Source organism: Pseudomonas sp. BNK-44-b, assembly GCF_047456245.1.
Lineage (GTDB): Bacteria > Pseudomonadota > Gammaproteobacteria > Pseudomonadales > Pseudomonadaceae > Aquipseudomonas > Aquipseudomonas machongensis.
Map to the genome: position 1 here is coordinate 5,651,848 of NZ_CP179908.1, position 19,069 is coordinate 5,670,916.

Genomic DNA, 19,069 nt, shown 5'->3' on the forward strand with positions numbered 1-19,069 from the left:
CCATCTGATGTTTCGGTGGGATGGTTCAAGAGTCTAAAGCGGACACGGTGTGCCAGTCGATACGTGAGGTGTTCACATGCGGATAAGATACGTTGCCATTCCCGGAGTATTGTTGTTACTGGCGGCTTGCGCCAGAACTTCTGGAGTTCCGGACGCGCAGCCTTCGGGAACTATGATCACTCAAAGTCCAGCGCAAGCCCCAGCAGCACAGGATGTAGGCGTCAAAGGTGCAGACGCTGCGGCGCAATTGACGGGCTGGTATAACCAAGTGCGTCAGAATTGCGGTGGCGCGGCGCTACCAGCCTATTTATGTTCGGGCATCATGCTTCGCGGAACGTTGAGCCGGCAGAGCTATTTACCCTGGGATCCCAGCCCTCCCTCAATTACCAGTGGTGGCGTGTCGTTTGCGTGGATCAGGGCGGATATGAATTTCTCTACATTGCCGCTCAACTACAATAACGGTTATATATTATATCCAGCGCAGGAAGTGCCAGCGTCCAAGACAGCTGTCCAGGTGCTGTGTTCTTTTCCGTTCGACGGCTGGACGGACAATCGTCAACAACAGGGGTGCGGGATATCACCCGAGTACCCTGCTCAGAGCAAGCCTTGCAATGAGCAGGGGATCGATGCGGCTGCGCAGTGGCTGTCCCATTTCAACTCTGTCTCTGATAAGCATAAAGCTCAATGTGGCTGGGATCTGCGTCAGGGGCAAGCCAACACGGCCGATCGTTTCAATCAGACGATAGTTGCGAAAAATCTGCTCACGGGCTTCTATCGGACGGCCAACGATGAGTTGCGTGTCGCAACCTGGGCGACGGGGAGCGGGGCGAAGTTGCCTATCCAATCGTTCTTCTACCTCGCAGGCAGCGACGGTCTGATCAGTGCGCAAGATGACCAACGGCGTTATTTCCAGAGCTATCAGCAAACAGTGCCCGTTATTCAACTCACGTTGCCGTCGAATGTGAGCGAAAAAGCGGCTTTTGTCTATCGTGAGAGCGATCAAGTCGTAGGTGGCGGTGGCTCGTCGAGATTTATCGATTTTGAGAACGTTGCTTTTCAGGAAGGGGTAACGGAAATATCGCTTCCACAAGCGCGGTTTTATTTTTCCTCCAACGGCGGCAATAGTAAGTTGGCAATACGCAACGCTGGCGCCCCGTCAAATGGCATTGCGGGGCGTTTTCTGCACATGACAAATAATACTGATAATTTGCGCGCAGAGCTGATCATCATGCCTATTACGCCAGCGAGTCGTATAGTTTTGGATGTGGACAATCCTTCTAGGGATCGCCCCTATAATCACTCTTCGGTCCAATACACGGATGGAACAGGGCATGGGATCAACTCTCCATTCCCTGGGTTTGATTTCAGTGCACCTGCTGGAAAGAAAATAAGATACATCGAATTCCAAGACTTCGAACGACGTATCGATAATATCCGTTTCTACGATTAATCGTCCGGCTTGCCGAAAAGCCCCCTCCGCCTGGCTTTTCGGCAAGTTGTTTCATGCCAGTGTTCGCTCGCTTCACGTCAATTCCGCGCGTAATGCTTGGATTCGGGCGTCCTTGTCTTCCCACAGCTGGTTGACCCAGGCCTGCACGGTCTGGCGAAACGCCGGATCGCTCTCGTAGTCGCCTTCGCATAATGCCGGGTCCAGCTCGCGCACGCGGATGTCGATGATTACCCGGCTGATGCTGCCGTTGAGCAGGTCCCAGAACCCTGGGGCCTTGTTGCCGGGGTAGACGATGGTCACATCGAGCAGGGCGTCGAGTTGCTCGCCCAGTGCGGCGAGCACGAAGGCGACGCCGCCGGCCTTGGGCTTGAGCAGGTGGCGGTACGGCGATTGCTGCTGTTCGCGTTTGGCTTCGGTGAAGCGCGTGCCTTCGAGGTAGTTGACCACCGTCACCGGCTGGCGCTTGAACAGCTCGCAGGCGGCCTTGGTGATTTCCAGGTCCTTGCCCTTGAGCGCGGGGTGCTTGTCGAGGAAGGCCTTGCTGTAGCGCTTCATGAAGGGGTAGTCCAGCGCCCACCAGGCCAGGCCCAGCAGCGGTACCCAGATCAGCTCCTTCTTGAGGAAGAACTTGAAGAACGGCACACGACGGTTGAGGCTTTCGATCAGTGCTGGAATGTCGACCCAGCTCTGATGGTTGCTGACGCACAGGTAGGAGGTGTTCGCGTTCAGCGTCTCGATGCCGCGGATGTCCCATTGCGTGGGGATGCACAGGGCGAAGATGGCCTTGTCGATTTCCGACCAGGTCTCGGCGATCCACATCACCGCCCAGGAGGCATAGTCGCGACCACGGCCGGGCAGCACCAGCTTGAGCAGGGCGAAGACCATCAGCGGGCAGATCAACACGAGGGTGTTGAGCAGCAGCAGGACAGTTGTAAGGATGCCGGTCAGCAGGCGACGCATAAGGAGACTCTTGTTGTATGAAAGTGTTGTGTGAGATTTGCGGTTGGCAATGATAAGCAGGGTAACGTCCTACGCCAAACGTCCAGTGCCCAATGGAAGGTACAAATGTTTCACATTATGTTGGATAGGCTGTGACAACGAACCTATCCTCCCCGCGTAGTCTAAGCACTGTCTCATCTCAAGGAATGCTTCCCGTGAAACCACTGCTTGCCCTCCTGTCGCTGCTGGCGTTGCCGGTGATGGCCGCCGAGCCGACACTCTATGGCCGCTATGAGTACATCAAGCTCCCCGAGATCGGCCAGACCCTCAAGGCCAAGATGGATACTGGTGCGCTAACCGCGTCGCTGTCGGCCAAGGATATCGAGACCTTCACCCGCGACGGCGAGGACTGGGTGCGTTTCCGCCTGGCGACCAAGGATGCCGACGGCAAGGTCTATGAACACAAGGTGGCGCGCATCAGCAAGATCAAGGCCCGCTCAGGCGATGAGGAAGACGAGGACGAACCGGCCGAGGCTGCCCGCCGTCCGGTGGTGGACCTGGAGTTGTGCCTGGGCGACGTCAAGCGCACGGTGGAGGTCAACCTGACCGACCGCAGCAACTTCAACTACCCGCTGCTGATCGGCGCCAAGGCGTTGCGTGAGTTCAAGGCAGCGGTGAACCCGGCGCGGCGGTATACGGCGGACAAGCCGGACTGCTGACCGCCCGGGCTCGCCTCTCGCAGGCAAGCTCGCTCCCGCAGGTGCAGTGTCAATCTGCAATTGTGCGAGTGGGCTTGTCCCGCGACAGGGTCCGGTCAGACAATCGACGACCAGACCCTCAGAGCCTCACCCATGCCCCACATCCTCATCGTCGAAGACGAGTCCGCCATCGCCGACACCCTGGTCTACGCCCTCCAGGCCGACGGCCATAGCACCACCTGGGTGACCCTGGGCAGCGCCGCGCTCGAACAGATGCGCCAGCGCCCGGCCGACCTGGTCATCCTCGACATCGGCCTGCCAGATATCAGTGGTTTCGAAACCTGCCGCCAGCTGCGCCGCTTCAGCGAGGTGCCGGTGATGTTCCTCAGTGCCCGCGATGGTGAGATCGATCGGGTCGTAGGCTTGGAAATCGGTGCCGACGACTATGTAGTCAAGCCGTTCAGCCCGCGTGAGGTGGCTGCGCGGGTGCGGGCGATCCTCAAGCGCATGGCGCCCAGAGCCGAGACGGCAGGCGATGCGAAGCTGTTCGAGGTCGATACGCTGGGGATGCGCATCCTCTATCGTGGCCAGGCGCTGACGCTCACTCGCCATGAATTCCGCCTGCTGCAATGCCTGCTCGAGCAACCCCGTCGGGTGTTCAGCCGCGAGCAATTGCTCGACGGGCTGGGCGTGGCTTCAGATGCCGGTTACGAGCGAACCATCGACAGCCACATCAAGAGCCTGCGCGCGAAGTTGCGCCTGGTGTCTGGCGATGCCGAACCAATCCAGACCCATCGCGGCCTGGGCTATAGCTATAGCCCGGATCACGCCTGATGCGCCTGGGGATCCGGATCTTTCTGGTGTACTTCCTGTTCGTCGGGTTGTCGGGTTACTTCCTGCTCAATACCGTGCGCGAACAGATTCGCCCGGTGGTGCGCCAGTCTTCCGAGGAAACCCTGGTGGACACCGCCAACCTGTTGGCAGAAATCCTTCACGATGACGTAAAGGCCGGCACGCTTGGGCAAAGTCGTCTGCCTCAAGTACTCGAATCCTACGGGCAGCGCCGCCCAGGTGCGGATATCTGGGGGCTGGCGAAAAACCAGGTCAGCCACCGTATCTATGTCACCGACGCCAAGGGCATCGTCCTGCTCGACTCCAGTGGCCAGGCCCTGGGCAAGGATTACTCGCGCTGGAACGACGTCTACCTGACCCTGCGCGGCCAATATGGCGCGCGTTCGACCCGCAGCGACCCGGACGACGAAAGCACCTCGGTGATGCATGTGGCGGCACCGATCATGGACAACGGCCAGGTCATCGGTGTGGTGACGGTGGCCAAGCCCAACAGTTCGCTACAGCCCTATATCGACCGCTCCGAGCAACGTTTGCTGACGCTAGGCCTGGGGTTGATCGTGCTCGGGCTGTTGGTGGGCGCTGCGCTGTCCTGGTGGCTGGCGCGGTCGTTGCGCCGTCTCACCCGGTACGCCCAGGCGGTGAGTGAGGGCGAGCGCGCGGCGCTGCCGCACTACAAGGGCGGTGAACTGCTGCAACTGGCCACGGCGGTGGAGCGCATGCGCACCCAGTTGGAGGGCAAGGCGTATGTCGAGCGCTATGTGCATACCCTCACCCATGAGCTGAAAAGCCCGCTGGCGGCGATTCGTGGCGCTTCCGAGCTGTTGCAGGGGCCGATGCCGGATGAGCAGCGGGCGCGTTTTGCCAGCAATATCGAACGCGAGAGCGAGCGTTTGCAGCAGATGATCGAGCGCTTGCTCAACCTGGCGCGGGTCGAGCAGATGCAGGCGCTGGAAGACGAGCAGCAGGTGCCGCTCGCTGCGCTGGTCGACGAGTTGCTGCACGGGTATGCGGCGCGGATCGACAGTGCCGGGTTGCAGATCAGGCAACAGGTGACGGGCGGGGTGTTGTTGCTGTGCGACCCCTTCTTGCTGCGTCAGGCGCTGGCAAACCTGGTGGACAACGCACTCGACTTCACGCCGGCAGGCGGCACCTTGTCGTTCGAGCTGGTGCACGACGGTGATCGGGTCGCGTTGAGCCTGTTCAACCAGGGGGAGGCGATTCCGGATTACGCCATCGAGCGGGTCAGCGAGCGCTTCTATTCCCTGCCCCGGCCAGGCACCGGGCGCAAGAGCACCGGGCTTGGGCTCAACTTTGTCGAGGAAGTGATGCAACTGCATGGCGGAGCGCTGGCGGTGGATAACGTCGAGGGCGGGGTGCGGGTCAGGCTGTGGCTGCCTGCGCGGCGCGTGAGCTGATTCCTGCTGTCCGCCTCGTCATCTCCACACAATCTGCACAAACCCTCCCTATCGGCTCCATGTGCGCGGCGCAAGCTGCGCCCATCACAACTGGAGCCAAAGCCCCATGAACAAGCCCCTGAGTTTCAAGCTCGGCATGATCGTCCTGCTGATGCTGCTGTTATTGATCCCTCTGTTGATGATCAGTGGCCTGATCGATGAACGTCAGGCCGTGCGCGATGGTGTGCTGCAGGACATCGCCCAGAGTTCGAGCTTCGACCAGCAGATCAGCGGCCCGCTGCTGGTGGTGCCGTACCGCAAGTACCAGCGCCGCTGGATCGACAAGGACGGCAAGAGTGTGCAGGAAACCAGCACCGTCAGCGGCCACCTGTACTTCCTGCCGGAAACCTTCGAGGTCGACAGCCAGGTCGATACCGAACTGCGCGCCCGCGGCATTTACCAGGCGCGGTTGTTCCATGCCAGGAACCGTGTCAGTGGCCGCTTCAAGCTGCCTGAGCGCTGGGGCGTCGACAAGGACTACGAAGACTACCGGTTCGACAAGCCGTTCATGGTGGTGGGCATCAGCGATATCCGAGGCATCGAGAACGCCCTGGAACTGAGCCTCGACGATCAGCGCCTGCCGTTCGAAGCGGGAACCGGCCTGGACTGGATGGCCGGTGGAGTGCACGTCACCCTGCCTGGGCTGGATGGCCAGGCTGCCCGCGAGTTCGGCTATGCCTTCGACCTGGCGTTGCAGGGCACCGGACAACTCCATGTGCTGCCAGTGGGGCGCAGCAGCCGGGTCGAGATGCACGCCAACTGGCCCCATCCGAGCTTCATCGGCAGCTACTTGCCGGCCAGTCGTGAGATCGATGCCCAGGGTTTCACCGCGCGCTGGCAGACCTCGTTCTTTGCCACCAACCTGGAAGACGCGCTGCGCCAATGCGCCGGTGCGGACAAGTGCGCGGATTTCAGTGGGCGCACCTTCGGTGTGAGCTTTGTCGATCCGGTGGACCAGTACCTCAGGAGCGAGCGTGCGATCAAGTATGCGCTGCTGTTCATCGCACTGACCTTTGCAGGCTTCTTCCTGTTCGAGGTGTTGAAGAACCTCAGCGTGCACCCTATGCAATACGTGCTGGTGGGGGCGGCGCTGGCGCTGTTCTACCTGTTGCTGCTGTCACTGTCGGAACACCTGGGTTTTGGCCTGGCCTATGGCTTGTCGGCAGGGGCCTGCGTGCTGCTGATCGGCTTCTACTTGAGCCATGTGCTGCACAGCCCGGTACGCGGGGTGGGTTTTGCGGCGGGGTTGGCGGCGCTGTATGGGCTGCTCTCCGGGCTGCTGAGCGCGGAGGACTATGCGCTGTTGATGGGCTCGCTGCTGTGCTTTGGCTTGCTTGGCGTATTCATGGTGCTGACCCGGCGGCTGGACTGGTCGCGGGTGGGGAGGGCGGCATGAGAGAGGACAAGGCAATCGGGCGCTGGCTGGCGGTTCGGGTGGGGTCGTTGTTTCCTGCCAGGCCGGGGTGAAGCATTCGCGGGCAGGCTGGCTCCTACAGAGGGGATATGTCTGTAGGAGGGGCTTGCCCGCGAAGGGGTTTCAGGCGACCGGCACGGTAGCCAGCATCGACGCGCGCTGGCTCACTTGGGCATACCATTCAGCCAGCCCAGGCTGTTGTTCACGCCAGCCGAACTCCGGCTGGCGCAGGTCCAGGTAGCCCAGCGCGCAGGCCACGCCGATCGCGGCGATATCGAAGCCGGAGGCGATCTCTGCCAGGTGATGCTGCTCAAGATCCGCCAGGCCTCGGCGGATTTTCTGTGACTGCGCCTGCAGCCAGCCATCCCAGCGCTTGTCCTCAGGACGCAGGAAGCTTTCATAGCGGCTCGACACCGCCGCATCCATGATCGCATCGGCCTGGGAGGCCAGGGTCAGGCGCCGCCAGCGCGCCGAGCCCTCGTGGGGGATCAGCGGGTTGCCGACGTGCTGGCTGTCGAGGTACTCGCAGATCACCCGGCTGTCGTGCAGCACGCTACCGTCTTCCAGGCGCAGGGCCGGGATCTTGCCGATCGGATTGTCCTGGTTGAGCTGCTCGTCACCGCTCACCGGGCTGATGTTGACGGTTTGCAGGCGTACGCGGTCGAGCTGACCGGTCTCGTGCAGCACCAGCAAGACCTTGCGCACGAAAGGCGACAGCGGCGCATGGAACAGCACCATACCCATGTCAATTACCCTGCAGGCTGGGCGGCAGGCACACGCCAGTGCCACCGATGCCGCAATAGCCTTCGGGGTTCTTGGCCAGGTACTGCTGGTGGTAGGCCTCGGCGAAGTACACGGTCGGCGCCTGGTCGATCTCGGTGGTGATCTCACCGAAACCGGCCTTGTTCAACTCGACCTGGAAGGCATCGCGGCTGGCCTTGGCCAGTTCCAGTTGCTCGGGCGAGGTGCAATAGATGGCCGAGCGGTACTGGGTGCCGATGTCGTTGCCCTGGCGCATGCCCTGGGTCGGGTTGTGCAGTTCCCAGAACATCGCCAGCAGTTCGCGGTAGCTGACCTTGTCCTTGTCGAACACCACCAGTACCACCTCGGTGTGGCCGGTCAGCCCCGAGCAGACCTCTTCGTAGGTTGGGTTCGGGGTGAAACCGCCGGCGTAGCCGACCACGGTGCTGACCACGCCTTCACGCTGCCAGAAGCGTCGTTCGGCGCCCCAGAAGCAGCCCAGGCCGAAGATGGCGAAGTCGATGCTGCCCTCGAAGAATGGGCCGAGCAGCGGGGTGCCTTCGAACACGTAGTGGAATTCGGGCAGGGGCATGGGAGTTTCGCGGCCGGGCAGGGCCTGTTCGGCAGTGGGCATGACGTTTTTGTTCACGAGGATTTCCGAGCGCAGGACCATGATTGTTCCTCTGTCTGACAGTGGGAGCGGTTGTGGCTTGTTCGCGGGCAAGCCCACTCCTGCAGGGTTGCATTGCAGTCTGCCATTGTAGGAGCGGGCTTGCCCGCGAAGAGGCCCACATGGCCCCTATAGTGCCCGAGGTTTGCGCGCCTGTCAGGCCACCGGCCCGCGCGGGTAGCGCCTGAGCTTGTCGACCAGCTCGCGCCCGGGGATCGGCCGGTCGAACAGATAGCCCTGGCCGACGTCACAGCGGTGGCGACGCAGGAATGCCAGTTGTTCGGAGGTCTCGATGCCTTCGGCGACTACCTTGAGCTTGAGGTTGTGGGCCATGGCGACCACCGCCGAGGTGATCTCCATGTCGTCCTGGTTGGCGGGAATCTCGCTGATGAAGCTGCGATCGATCTTGATGATGTCGATGGGAAACTTCTTCAGGTAGCTCAGCGATGAATAGCCGGTACCGAAGTCATCCATGGCCAGGGTCAGACCCAGCTGCTTGAGCTCGTCGAGCTGGCGCCGGGTGTCTTCGGTAGCTTCAAGCAGCAGGCCCTCGGTCAGCTCCAGCTCCAGCAGGTGCGGGGGTAGCGCTTCTTCCTTGAGAATGGCGCCAATCGAGCTGACCAGCTCGGGGTCGGAAAACTGCTTGGGCGACAGGTTGATCGCCACATGCAGGTTGCCCATGCCGGCCTCGCGCAATTCCTGGCTCATGCGGCACGACTGGCGCACCACCCATTTGCCGATGGGGATGATCAGGCCGGTCTCCTCGGCCACGCTGATGAACTGGTCGGGGCGGATCATGCCGCGCTCGGGGTGGTTCCAGCGCAGCAGCGCCTCCAGGCCCAGCAGGCGACCACTGCGCAGGCACAGCTTGGGCTGGTAGAAGACCTCCAGCTCGTTCTGGGTCAGGGCCCGGCGCAGGTTGTTCTCGACGAACAGCTTGTAGCTGGCCTCGGCGTTGAGCACTTCGGTGAACACCTGGACCTGATGCTTGCCGTTGGCCTTGGCCTTGTGCAGGGCCAAGCCTGCGTTCTTCATCAGGGTCTGCGGGTCGGCGCCGTGCAGGGGCGCGCAGGCCAGGCCCACGGAGGCGGTGACGTTGATCAGCTGGTTGTCGACGAACATGGGTTTGTCGAGGGTGCGCAGCAACTGCTGGGCGATGTTCTGGCCGTCTTCGAGGCTGGTGTCGTCCAGCAGCACGGCGAACTCGTTGCTTGCAAAGCGCGCCAGGCTGCCACCGCTGCTGAGGCTGTTGCGCAGACGGCGGGCCAGGCTGATCAGCAGCTTGTCGCCGGTCTGGTGGCCGAGGCTGTCGTTGATCCGCTTGAAGTTATCGATGTCGACCAGCAGCAGGCAGATCGGGATGTCGCCGTCGCGAGCGAAGCGTTCGTCGAGGCTGCGGATGAACGCCGGGCGGTTGCCCAAGCTGGTGAGGTTGTCGGTGTAGGCCAGGCGCTCGATGCGTTGCTGGGCAAGCTTGCTCTGGGTGACGTCTTCGTAGATGCCGATGTAGTGGGTCAGCTCGCGGTTGTCGCCATACACCTTGGAAATCGATAACTGGCCCCAGTAGGGCTCCAGGCTCTTGCGCCGGCTCTTGAATTCACCTTGCCAGCTGTTGCCCATGGCCAGGCTCGACGGTGAGTCGAACAGGATCTGGCTGAGGTTTTCCAGTGCCGGCAGCTCGGCCAGGTGGTGGCCCTGCACTTCGTCGGTGCTGTACTGGGTAATGGCGGTGAAGCTTGGGTTGACGTACTCCACCACCCCGTCGCGGTTGACCAGCAGGAAGGCGCTGGCGCTTTGCTCTACCGCGCGCTGGAACAGGTGCAGGGCGCTGGTGGCGGTGCGGCGGTTGTGGTTGGTGATGACCTGGGCGAACTGGTCGGCCAGCTCACCGGCAAAGGCGATTTCGTCGGACTGCCAGGCCCGCGGCTGGCCGGTCTGCTCCAGACAGAGCACGCCGACTACCTGGCCGTCGACGCGGATACTGGCATCGAGCATGGCATTGTCGGCGGTGTTGAGCAGGCCCTGGACCATGTCCCGGGTGCGTGGGTCATGGCTGGCGTTGTGGGCGTCGATGGCGCGGCTGGCGTGCAGGGCGTCGAGGTAATCCGGGTAGTGGCTGGCGTCGATCGGCTGCGGCAGGCGGTGGGCCTGCTCGTGCTGGAACCAGGCGGTGATCGGTTCCAGGCGTTGCTCGTTGAGGTACCAGATGCTGGCGCAGTCGAGTTTGTAGATTTCGCAGGCGCTACGGGTGATCAGTTCGGCCGCTTCGAGCAAGGAGTTGCTGGCGCTGTAGCGCTGGCGTGCCAGGCGCAGGATCAGGTCCTGCTGGGCACGCACCCGCTCCAGGTGTTCGAGTTGCTCCTGCTGGGCGCGCTGGTTGAGTTGCAGGGCCAGCTGCAGGCGGCTGTTGCGTGACTCGAGATCGTTTGCGTCCTGGCCTGGGGTTTCCTCGGCCTGGTCGTCCAGCACCGTGAGGTAGCCGCGCAGCAGCTGGCGATTGTGCTGCTTGTAGGCCTCGCCGACTTCCAGCAAGCGCAGGGGCCCGGAGCCCGCGTGCAGGGTATAGCGCACGCGGTAGTGGTTGCGCCGCGCCAGTTGCAGTTGGATCTCGTCATGCAGCTTGTAGCGCGCTTCAGGCTCCATGAGGCTGGCATAGGGCGAGCCGATCAGGGCGCAGAGCTCGGCCGCGGGCAGGCCGAACTGGCGATCGCAGCCAGGGTCGAGGTAGAGCATCGCCCAACTGGCTTCGTTCAGCCGCTCGAAACGCAGCATCCCGAGCCGCGAGGGCACGGGTAACTGCGTCACGACCTCGGCCGCCACACGGCTGGCGGCATCGGGTTGGCTTTTCATCGAAGACTCGCTTGAACAAGGCGTTTGGCGCGGTATGCCGCAGGTAAGCGGCGGCGCGTTGAGCAAGGGTGCATCATGTCCCGTGGGCTGGCAAGCGGCCATATGGGGCAGCGTATGCAGGTTGTCGGCTGGGCGTGGGAAATCTGAAGCTTGTGCGCCTCGCGGCCCTTCATGGGGAGGGTGTTTCCAGGCAAAAAAAGCCCCGCCAGGGGCGGGGTTGAGGTACGAGCGTGGCAGCTCGAAATCGGTACCGCCTCCCCGGTTGGGGGAGGCGGGGTGCAGCATTACAGCAGCAGCGTGCGGATGTCCGTCAGCAGGTCGCCCAGGCGCTTGGTGAAGCGCGCAGCGGCAGCGCCGTTGATCACACGGTGATCGTAGGACAGCGACAGCGGCAGCATCAGCTTCGGCTGGAAGGCCTTGCCGTCCCAGACTGGCTGGATGGTCGCCTTGGAAACACCGAGGATCGCCACTTCCGGCGCGTTGACGATCGGCGTGAAGCCGGTGCCGCCAATGTGACCGAGGCTGGAGATGGTGAAGCAGGCTCCCTGCATGTCGTCGGCCGACAGCTTCTTGGTGCGGGCTTTTTCAGCCAGCGCAGCTGCTTCGCCAGCCAGTTGCAGCAAGCTCTTCTGGTCGACGTTCTTGATCACAGGGACCAGCAGGCCATCCGGGGTGTCCACGGCGAAGCCGACGTTGACGTACTTCTTGCGGATGATGGCCTTGCCGCTCGGCGCCAGCGAACTGTTGAAGTCCGGCAGCTCCTTGAGCAGGTGGGCACAGGCCTTGAGCAGCAGCGGCAGAACGGTCAGCTTGACGCCGGCCTTCTCCGCCACGGCCTTCTGCGCAACGCGGAAGGCTTCCAGCTCGGTGATGTCGGCAGAATCGAACTGGGTCACGTGCGGCACGTTCAGCCAGCTGCGGTGCAGGTTGGCAGCACCGACCTGCATCAGGCGTGTCAGGGCGACTTCCTCGACTTCACCGAACTTGCTGAAGTCCACGGCCGGGATCGGCGGAATGCCGGCACCACCGGTCGCGCCGGCGGCTGCCGGAGCTTCCTTGGCCTTCTGCATCATCGCCTTGACGTAGACCTGCACGTCTTCTTTCAGGATGCGGCCGTGCGGGCCAGTGGCGGCAACAGCGCCCAGGTCGACACCGAATTCACGCGCCAGCTGACGAACGGCAGGGCCTGCGTGAACCTTGGCGTTGCTGCCAGCAGCCGGTGCGGTAGCAACCGGTGCAGGGGCAGCAGCTGGGGCGGCAGCAGCGGGTGCGGCGGCCGGAGCAGCCTCGGCCTTGGCGGCTGCCGGGGCAGCAGCTGGTGCCGGAGCGGCAGCCGGAGCTGCGCCCGCGACTTTCAGCTTGAAGATCAGGTCGCCAGTGCCGACTTCATCTTCCAGCTTGCACAGGACTTCCTCGACCATGCCAGCGGCAGGCGATGGGATTTCCATGGAAGCCTTGTCGGACTCCAGGGTGATCAGCGACTGGTCGGCTTCGACGGTGTCGCCGACCTTGACCAGCACTTCGATGATCTTGGCCTTGCCCGACGAACCGATATCCGGCACGTGGATGTCCTGCACGCTGGCGGCAGCCGGTGCTGCGGCAGGCGCAGGAGCAGGGGCGGCTTCAGCGGCGGGTGCTGCGGCCGCAGGGGCGTCAGCAGCCGGAGCGGCGGCCGGAGCCTCAGGCGCCGCAGCGGCGCCCTCGGCTTCCAGGACCAGCAGTTCGTCGCCTTCTTTCAGGCGATCGCCCAGCTTGACCTTCAGCTCCTTGATGACGCCGGCCTTGGGGGCCGGGATCTCCATGGAGGCCTTGTCCGACTCCAGGGTCAGCAGGCTCTGGTCCGCTTCGATGCGGTCGCCGACCTTGACGAACAGTTCGATGATTTCACCTTCACCGCTGCCGATGTCAGGTACGCGAATGAGTTCGCTCACTTAAGTTACTCCTCAGCAGTCCAGTGGGTTGCGCTTGTCCGGGTCGATGCCGAACTTGACGATGGCGTCAGCGACAACCTTCGGTTCGATCTCGCCACGGTCAGCCAGGGCTTCCAGGGCAGCCAGCACCACGAAGTGACGGTCGACTTCGAAGAAGTGACGCAGCTTCTTACGGCTGTCGCTGCGACCGTAGCCATCGGTACCCAGGACCTTGAACTCTTTGCTTGGTACCCACTGGCGAATCTGCTCGGCGAACAGCTTCATGTAGTCGGTGGAGGCGATGACCGGACCCTTGCGACCGCTCAGGCACTGCTCGACGTAGGTCTGCTGTGGCTTCTGGCCAGGCTTGAGGCGGTTGGCGCGTTCCACGGCCAGGCCGTCGCGACGCAGTTCGTTGAAGCTGGTGACGCTCCACACATCGGCACCGATGTTGAACTCTTCACGCAGGATCTTCGCCGCTTCGCGGACTTCACGCAGGATGGTGCCGGAGCCCATCAGCTGAACGTGGTGCGCCGCTTCGCGGGTGTCTTCTTCCAGCAGGTACATGCCCTTGATGATGCCTTCCTCGGCACCGGCCGGGATGGCAGGCTGCTGGTAGGATTCGTTCATCACGGTGATGTAGTAGAAGATGTCCTGTTGCTCTTCGGTCATCTTCTTCATGCCGTCCTGGATGATCACCGCCAGCTCGTAGCCGTAGGTCGGATCGTAGGTGCGGCAGTTCGGGATGGTGCCCGCCATCATGTGGCTGTGACCGTCTTCGTGCTGCAGGCCTTCGCCGTTCAGCGTGGTACGGCCGGCGGTACCGCCGATCAGGAAGCCACGGGTGCGGCTGTCGCCAGCGGCCCAGGCGAGGTCGCCGATACGCTGGAAGCCGAACATCGAGTAGAAGATGTAGAACGGCAGCATCGGCTGGTTGTGGCAGCTGTACGAAGTACCGGCAGCGATGAAGGACGACATGGCGCCGGCTTCGTTGATGCCTTCTTCGAGGATCTGGCCCTTCTTGTCCTCGCGGTAGAACATCACCTGGTCTTTATCGACTGGCTCGTAGAGCTGGCCGACCGACGAGTAGATGCCCAGCTGGCGGAACATGCCTTCCATACCGAAGGTACGGGCTTCGTCCGGGATGATCGGGACGATGCGCTGGCCGATTTCCTTGTCCTTGACCAGTTGCGCCAGGATGCGCACGAAGGCCATGGTGGTGGAGATTTCGCGGTCGCCCGAGCCGTCGAGGATTGCTTTGAGCGTCTCCAGTGGCGGGGTCGGAACGCTGAAGCTCTTGGCGCGGCGTTGTGGCACGAAGCCACCCAGTGCGGCGCGACGCTCGGCCAGGTACTTGGCTTCGGCGGAACCTTCTTCAGGCTTGAAGAACGGCAGGTTCTCGAGGTCGGCGTCCTTGACCGGAATGTCGAAGCGGTCGCGGAAGTGACGCAGGCTGTCGACGTCGACTTTCTTGGTGTTGTGCGCGGTGTTCTTGGCTTCGCCAGCACCGGTACCGTAACCCTTGATGGTCTTGGCCAGGATGACGGTCGGCTGCTCTTTGTGGTTCACAGCCTGGTGGTACGCCGCATAGACCTTGTACGGGTCGTGGCCGCCACGGTTGAGCTTCCAGATCTCGTCGTCGGACAGGTCTTCGACCATGGCCTTGAGCTCTGGGGTGTTGAAGAAGTTCTCACGGACGTACGCGCCGTCCTTGGCCTTGTAGTTCTGGTACTCGCCGTCGATGACTTCGTCCATGCGGCGCTGCAGGGCACCGTTGGTGTCCTTGGCCAGCAGTGGGTCCCAGAAGCGGCCCCAGACGACCTTGTTGACGTTCCAGCCACCGCCACGGAACACGCCTTCGAGTTCCTGGATGATCTTGCCGTTGCCGCGAACCGGGCCGTCGAGGCGCTGCAGGTTGCAGTTGATGACGAAGATCAGGTTGTCCAGCTTCTCGCGGCCGGCCAGGGCGATCGCGCCCAGGGATTCCGGCTCGTCGCACTCGCCGTCGCCCATGAAGCACCAGACCTTCTGCTTGCCGGCCGGGATGAAGCCGCGGGCTTCCAGGTACTTCATGAAGCGTGCCTGGTAGATCGCCTGGATCGGACCCAGACCCATCGAAACGGTCGGGAACTGCCAGAAGTCAGGCATCAGCCATGGGTGCGGGTACGAAGACAGGCCATTGCCGTCCACTTCCTGGCGGAAGTTGTTCATCTGCTCTTCGCTGATGCGGCCTTCCATGAAGGCGCGGGCGTAGACGCCTGGCGAAGCGTGGCCCTGGAAGAAGATCAGGTCGCCGCCGTGTTCTTCGGTCGGGGCCTGGAAGAAGTAGTTGAAGCCGATGTCGTAGAGGGTGGCGCTGGAGGCGAAGCTCGAGATGTGTCCGCCCAGGTCCGAGTCCTTCAGGTTGGTGCGCATGACCATGGCCAAGGCGTTCCAACGCACCATCGAGCGAATGCGGCGTTCCATGAACAGGTCGCCAGGCATGCGTGCTTCGTGGGTGACAGGGATGGTGTTGCGGTATGGCGTGGTGATCGCGTAAGGCAGCTGGGAACCACTGCGGGTGGCCAGCTCGCCCATGCGGGTCATCAGGTAATGAGCGCGGTCTTCGCCTTCTTTGTCGAGGACCGACTCCAGGGCATCCAGCCATTCCTGGGTTTCGATAGGATCGAGGTCTTGCATGGCTTGCTCCAGGGCGGAAAGGCAACCAGAATCGGAAGCCTGAGTTTGCGACTGGCCTTTTGGGCAGACGTCGTGAATTCTTGGATTTGCCGGACAGTCATCCGGCGCCGTGTAGTTTTACTACAAATGCTTCGGCATTTCATGCTTTTGAGCAGTCGGGGGAGTAGTAATACTACAGAAAAACGGCTTTTGGCCGCCTTTCGGGTTGTGGAGAAAAACGTTCCTGTTGGTTGGTATCGCACTGGCACAAGAGGTTTCTTGATGTTTCGTACCAATGATTCGAGTTTTTCAGCTATTTACAACTTTTGTATGACAGTCCAACCGCGGTCCGTCCCTCTTTCGCCTGCACTCACCCCTCTCATTCACGCCGATCAAGGATAGACCATGCGCCTGCCTTTGCCGCTCGATCTGCCTGGCGCCCTGCAACCGCTGGTCGCCCGTAACCGACAATTCCTGCAGGAGGCGCTGGCGGCGCATCCGGATCTTGATCCAGACAGTTGGAACGCGGTGCATCGCCTGCAGTTCGATCAGGTGGCTGCAGCCAGTGATTTCGTCCTCGAGCAGGCGCAGCGCGAACCGGCAACGCTGTTCGAGCTGCTCGCCAGCGGCGAAATGGACCGCACCTATGGCCCCGGCCAGTTGCGTGCCCATATAAAAGCTGCCGCAGACGCGGCCCAGAGCGAAGACGAGCTGGCGCGCAACTTGCGCCGTGCGCGCAATCGCCAGCAGGTGCGGATCATCTGGCGCGACATTACCCGCCAGGCCGAACTGGGCGAGACCTGCCGCGACCTGTCCGAGCTAGCCGACGCCTCGATCGACGAAGCCTATCAATGGCTGTACCCGCGTCATTGCCAGCAGTTCGGCACGCCGATCGGCAACCGCACTGGCCAGCCGCAGCACATGGTGGTGCTGGGCATGGGCAAGCTGGGCGCGGTGGAGCTCAACCTGTCGTCGGACATCGACCTGATCTTCGCCTTCCCTGAAGGCGGCGAGACCGAAGGGGTCAAGCGCTCGCTGGATAACCAGGAGTTTTTCACCCGCCTCGGGCAACGCCTGATCAAGGCGCTGGACCCGGTGACCGTCGACGGTTTCGTGTTCCGCGTCGACATGCGCCTGCGCCCCTATGGCTCGGCAGGCGCGTTGGTGCTCTCGTTCAATGCCCTGGAGCAGTACTACCAGGATCAGGGGCGCGATTGGGAACGCTACGCCATGATCAAGGCCCGCGTGGTGGCGGGCGACCAGGTGGCCGGTGCGCAGTTGCAGGAGATGCTGCGACCGTTCGTCTATCGGCGCTACCTGGATTTCTCTGCCATCGAGGCGCTGCGCACCATGAAGCAGCTGATCCAGCAGGAAGTGCGGCGCAAGGGCATGGCAGAGAACATCAAGCTCGGTGCCGGCGGCATCCGCGAGGTCGAGTTCATCGCCCAGGCCTTCCAGCTGATCCACGGCGGGCGCGATCTGAGCCTGCAGCAGCGGCCGCTGCTCAAGGTCCTGGCAACGCTCGAGGGGCAGGGTTACCTGCCACCGGCAGTGGTAAGCGAACTGCGTGATGGGTACCAGTTCCTGCGTTACACCGAGCACGCGATCCAAGCCATCGCCGACCGCCAGACCCAGATGCTGCCGGACTCGGAGGTCGACCGCGAACGGGTCGCCTACATCCTTGGCTTTGCCGACTGGCAGGCGTTCCACGACCAACTGATGCAGTGGCGCGGACGGGTCGACTGGCACTTCCGCCAGGTGATCGCCGATCCAGATGAAGAGGAAGCCGAGGGCGAGCTGGTAGTGGGCGGCGAGTGGTCGCCGCTGTGGGAGCAGGCGCAGGACGAGGAGGCCGCCGGTCGCCAACTGGAAGAGGCCGGGTTCAAGCAGTCGGGTGAGGCCCTGCGTCGTTTGGCCTCCTTGCGTGCCAGCCCGTCGCTGCGTTCGATGCAGCGCATTGGCCGCGAGCGTCTGGACGCCTTCATTCCACGCCTGCTAGCGCAGACCGTGGAGCACCAGAACCCTGACCTGGTGCTGGAGCGAGTGCTCCCCTTGGTGGAAGCGGTGGCTCGGCGTTCGGCTTACCTGGTGCTGCTGACCGAAAACCCAGGCGCCTTGCGCCGTCTGTTGACCCTGTGCGCCGCCAGCCCCTGGATCGCCGAGCAGATCACGCGCTTCCCGCTGCTGCTCGACGAACTGCTCAACGAAGGCCGCCTGTTCAGCCCGCCGCTGGCGCCTGAGCTGGCGTCGGAGCTGCGCGAGAGATTGACGCGCATTCCCGAGGACGACCTGGAGCAGCAGATGGAGGCCCTGCGTCACTTCAAGCTGGCCCACAGCTTGCGGGTGGCGGCATCTGAAATCAGCGGCAACCTGCCCTTGATGAAGGTCAGCGACTACCTGACCTGGCTGGCCGAGGCCATCCTCGACCAGGTGCTGGCCTTGGCCTGGCGTCAGACCGTGGCCCGTCATGGCCAGCCCAAGCGCAGTGATGGCACCCTGTGCGACCCAAGTTTCATCATCGTCGGCTACGGCAAGGTCGGCGGCATCGAACTGGGACATGGCTCGGACCTGGACCTCGTATTCATCCACGACGGCGACCCGAACGCCGAGACCGATGGCGCCAAGCCCATCGACGGCGCGCAGTTCTTCACCCGCCTGGGTCAGCGCATCATCCACCTGCTGACTACCCAGACCAACTCCGGCCAGCTCTATGATGTGGACATGCGCCTGCGCCCCTCCGGTGCGTCGGGGCTGTTGGTCAGCTCGCTCGGGGCCTTCGAGCGCTACCAGCAGAACGAGGCCTGGACCTGGGAACACCAGGCCCTGGTGCGGGCGCGTGTGCTGGTGGGCTGCAAGCAGGTCGGCAGTGCCTTCGAAGCGGTACGTGCCGGCGTGCTGGGCAAGGCCCGCGATCTCGACGCGCTGCGTCAGGAGGTCAGCGAGATGCGCGCCAAGATGCGCGCCAGCCTGGGCAGCAAGAGCACCGTTGCCGGTACCGCCGACAACGCCTTCGAGCCCGGCCAGCCGTTCGATGTCAAGCAGGATGCCGGTGGTATCGTGGATATCGAATTTATGGTGCAATACGCCGCTTTGGCCTGGTCTCACGACCATCCGGCCCTGCTGCGCTGGACCGATAACATTCGCATCCTCGAAGAGTTGGAGCAGGCCGGGTTGATGCCCGCCGAAGACGCGATTTTGTTGCGCGAGGTGTACAAGACCTTCCGCTCCGCCTCCCACCGCCAGGCACTGCAGAAGCAGGCCGGGGTGATCGATGCCGGGCAGCTTGTCGATGAGCGCCGCGAGGTGCGGCGGATCTGGGGTGAGCTGGGTTTGAGCTGACTATCGTGCTGGCTTCATTCGCGGGCAAGCTCGCTCCTGCAGGTACTCCACAGCACTCAAGGTCTGTGTGGTACCTGTGGGACCGGGCTTGCCC

General features: G+C 62.7%; 12 protein-coding genes. 6 read left to right on the forward strand and 6 right to left on the reverse strand.

Annotation, left to right across the window (positions count from 1 at the left end):
• The first annotated feature begins 76 nt into the window (after positions 1–76).
• Positions 77–1,450, forward strand: a complete 1,374-nt coding sequence (locus ACMGGG_RS25650) for a hypothetical protein (protein ID WP_414154642.1) — start codon at positions 77–79, stop codon at positions 1,448–1,450.
• A 72-nt stretch (positions 1,451–1,522) separates the two neighbouring features.
• On the opposite strand, the gene ACMGGG_RS25655 is transcribed toward ACMGGG_RS25650, so the two are convergent.
• Complete coding sequence (locus tag ACMGGG_RS25655; RefSeq protein ID WP_414154643.1) at positions 1,523–2,410, reverse strand: acyltransferase; 888 nt, start codon at positions 2,408–2,410, stop codon at positions 1,523–1,525.
• Positions 2,411–2,604: 194 nt separating this feature from the next.
• Here ACMGGG_RS25655 and ACMGGG_RS25660 point away from each other — a divergent pair, with 194 nt between their 5' ends.
• From ACMGGG_RS25660 to creD, 4 genes are all read left to right on the forward strand, one after another.
• A complete protein-coding gene (locus ACMGGG_RS25660; protein ID WP_054892157.1) occupies positions 2,605–3,108 on the forward strand; it encodes an ATP-dependent zinc protease in 504 nt (167 codons plus the stop codon).
• Between the two features lie 132 nt (positions 3,109–3,240).
• A complete protein-coding gene (gene creB, locus ACMGGG_RS25665) occupies positions 3,241–3,921 on the forward strand; it encodes a two-component system response regulator CreB (protein ID WP_414154644.1) in 681 nt (226 codons plus the stop codon).
• Positions 3,921–5,354 carry a two-component system sensor histidine kinase CreC gene (gene creC / locus ACMGGG_RS25670; RefSeq protein WP_054892159.1) on the forward strand — a complete coding sequence of 478 codons (1,434 nt, stop codon included), beginning with the start codon at positions 3,921–3,923 and terminating at the stop codon, positions 5,352–5,354. Before creB ends, creC begins: the two co-directional genes overlap by 1 nt.
• A gap of 106 nt (positions 5,355–5,460) precedes the next feature.
• Entirely contained in the window at positions 5,461–6,789 is a 1,329-nt protein-coding gene (gene creD, locus ACMGGG_RS25675; RefSeq protein ID WP_414154645.1) for a cell envelope integrity protein CreD, read from the forward strand.
• 141 nt (positions 6,790–6,930) lie between these two features.
• Here creD and ACMGGG_RS25680 read toward each other — a convergent pair whose 3' ends face one another.
• From ACMGGG_RS25680 to aceE, 5 genes are all read right to left on the reverse strand, one after another.
• Positions 6,931–7,545 carry a glutathione S-transferase gene (locus ACMGGG_RS25680; RefSeq protein WP_153772513.1) on the reverse strand — a complete coding sequence of 205 codons (615 nt, stop codon included), beginning with the start codon at positions 7,543–7,545 and terminating at the stop codon, positions 6,931–6,933.
• A 7-nt stretch (positions 7,546–7,552) separates the two neighbouring features.
• Positions 7,553–8,221 (reverse strand): peptide-methionine (S)-S-oxide reductase MsrA, encoded by a 669-nt coding sequence (msrA, locus tag ACMGGG_RS25685; RefSeq protein WP_112897150.1) that lies wholly within the window; start codon positions 8,219–8,221, stop codon positions 7,553–7,555.
• A 153-nt stretch (positions 8,222–8,374) separates the two neighbouring features.
• Complete coding sequence (locus tag ACMGGG_RS25690; protein WP_054892162.1) at positions 8,375–11,068, reverse strand: putative bifunctional diguanylate cyclase/phosphodiesterase; 2,694 nt, start codon at positions 11,066–11,068, stop codon at positions 8,375–8,377.
• Positions 11,069–11,352: 284 nt separating this feature from the next.
• Positions 11,353–12,999 carry a dihydrolipoyllysine-residue acetyltransferase gene (gene aceF, locus ACMGGG_RS25695; protein WP_414154646.1) on the reverse strand — a complete coding sequence of 549 codons (1,647 nt, stop codon included), beginning with the start codon at positions 12,997–12,999 and terminating at the stop codon, positions 11,353–11,355.
• 12 nt (positions 13,000–13,011) lie between these two features.
• Entirely contained in the window at positions 13,012–15,657 is a 2,646-nt protein-coding gene (gene aceE, locus ACMGGG_RS25700) for a pyruvate dehydrogenase (acetyl-transferring), homodimeric type (RefSeq protein ID WP_054892164.1), read from the reverse strand.
• Positions 15,658–16,041: 384 nt separating this feature from the next.
• Between aceE and glnE the strand changes: the two genes are divergently transcribed.
• Positions 16,042–18,975: a bifunctional [glutamate--ammonia ligase]-adenylyl-L-tyrosine phosphorylase/[glutamate--ammonia-ligase] adenylyltransferase gene (glnE, locus tag ACMGGG_RS25705; protein WP_414154647.1), complete on the forward strand. Its 2,934-nt coding sequence runs from the start codon at positions 16,042–16,044 to the stop codon at positions 18,973–18,975.
• Positions 18,976–19,069: the final 94 nt, after the last annotated feature.

Coding starts and splice junctions, on each gene's coding strand:
- ACMGGG_RS25650 (WP_414154642.1), top strand. CDS start 77: ATGCGGATAAGATACGTTGCCATTCCCGGAGTATTGTTGTTACTGGCG.
- ACMGGG_RS25655 (WP_414154643.1), bottom strand. CDS start 2,410: ATGCGTCGCCTGCTGACCGGCATCCTTACAACTGTCCTGCTGCTGCTC.
- creB (WP_414154644.1), top strand. CDS start 3,241: ATGCCCCACATCCTCATCGTCGAAGACGAGTCCGCCATCGCCGACACC.
- creC (WP_054892159.1), top strand. CDS start 3,921: ATGCGCCTGGGGATCCGGATCTTTCTGGTGTACTTCCTGTTCGTCGGG.
- creD (WP_414154645.1), top strand. CDS start 5,461: ATGAACAAGCCCCTGAGTTTCAAGCTCGGCATGATCGTCCTGCTGATG.
- ACMGGG_RS25680 (WP_153772513.1), bottom strand. CDS start 7,545: ATGGTGCTGTTCCATGCGCCGCTGTCGCCTTTCGTGCGCAAGGTCTTG.
- msrA (WP_112897150.1), bottom strand. CDS start 8,221: ATGGTCCTGCGCTCGGAAATCCTCGTGAACAAAAACGTCATGCCCACT.
- ACMGGG_RS25690 (WP_054892162.1), bottom strand. CDS start 11,068: ATGAAAAGCCAACCCGATGCCGCCAGCCGTGTGGCGGCCGAGGTCGTG.
- aceE (WP_054892164.1), bottom strand. CDS start 15,657: ATGCAAGACCTCGATCCTATCGAAACCCAGGAATGGCTGGATGCCCTG.
- glnE (WP_414154647.1), top strand. CDS start 16,042: ATGCGCCTGCCTTTGCCGCTCGATCTGCCTGGCGCCCTGCAACCGCTG.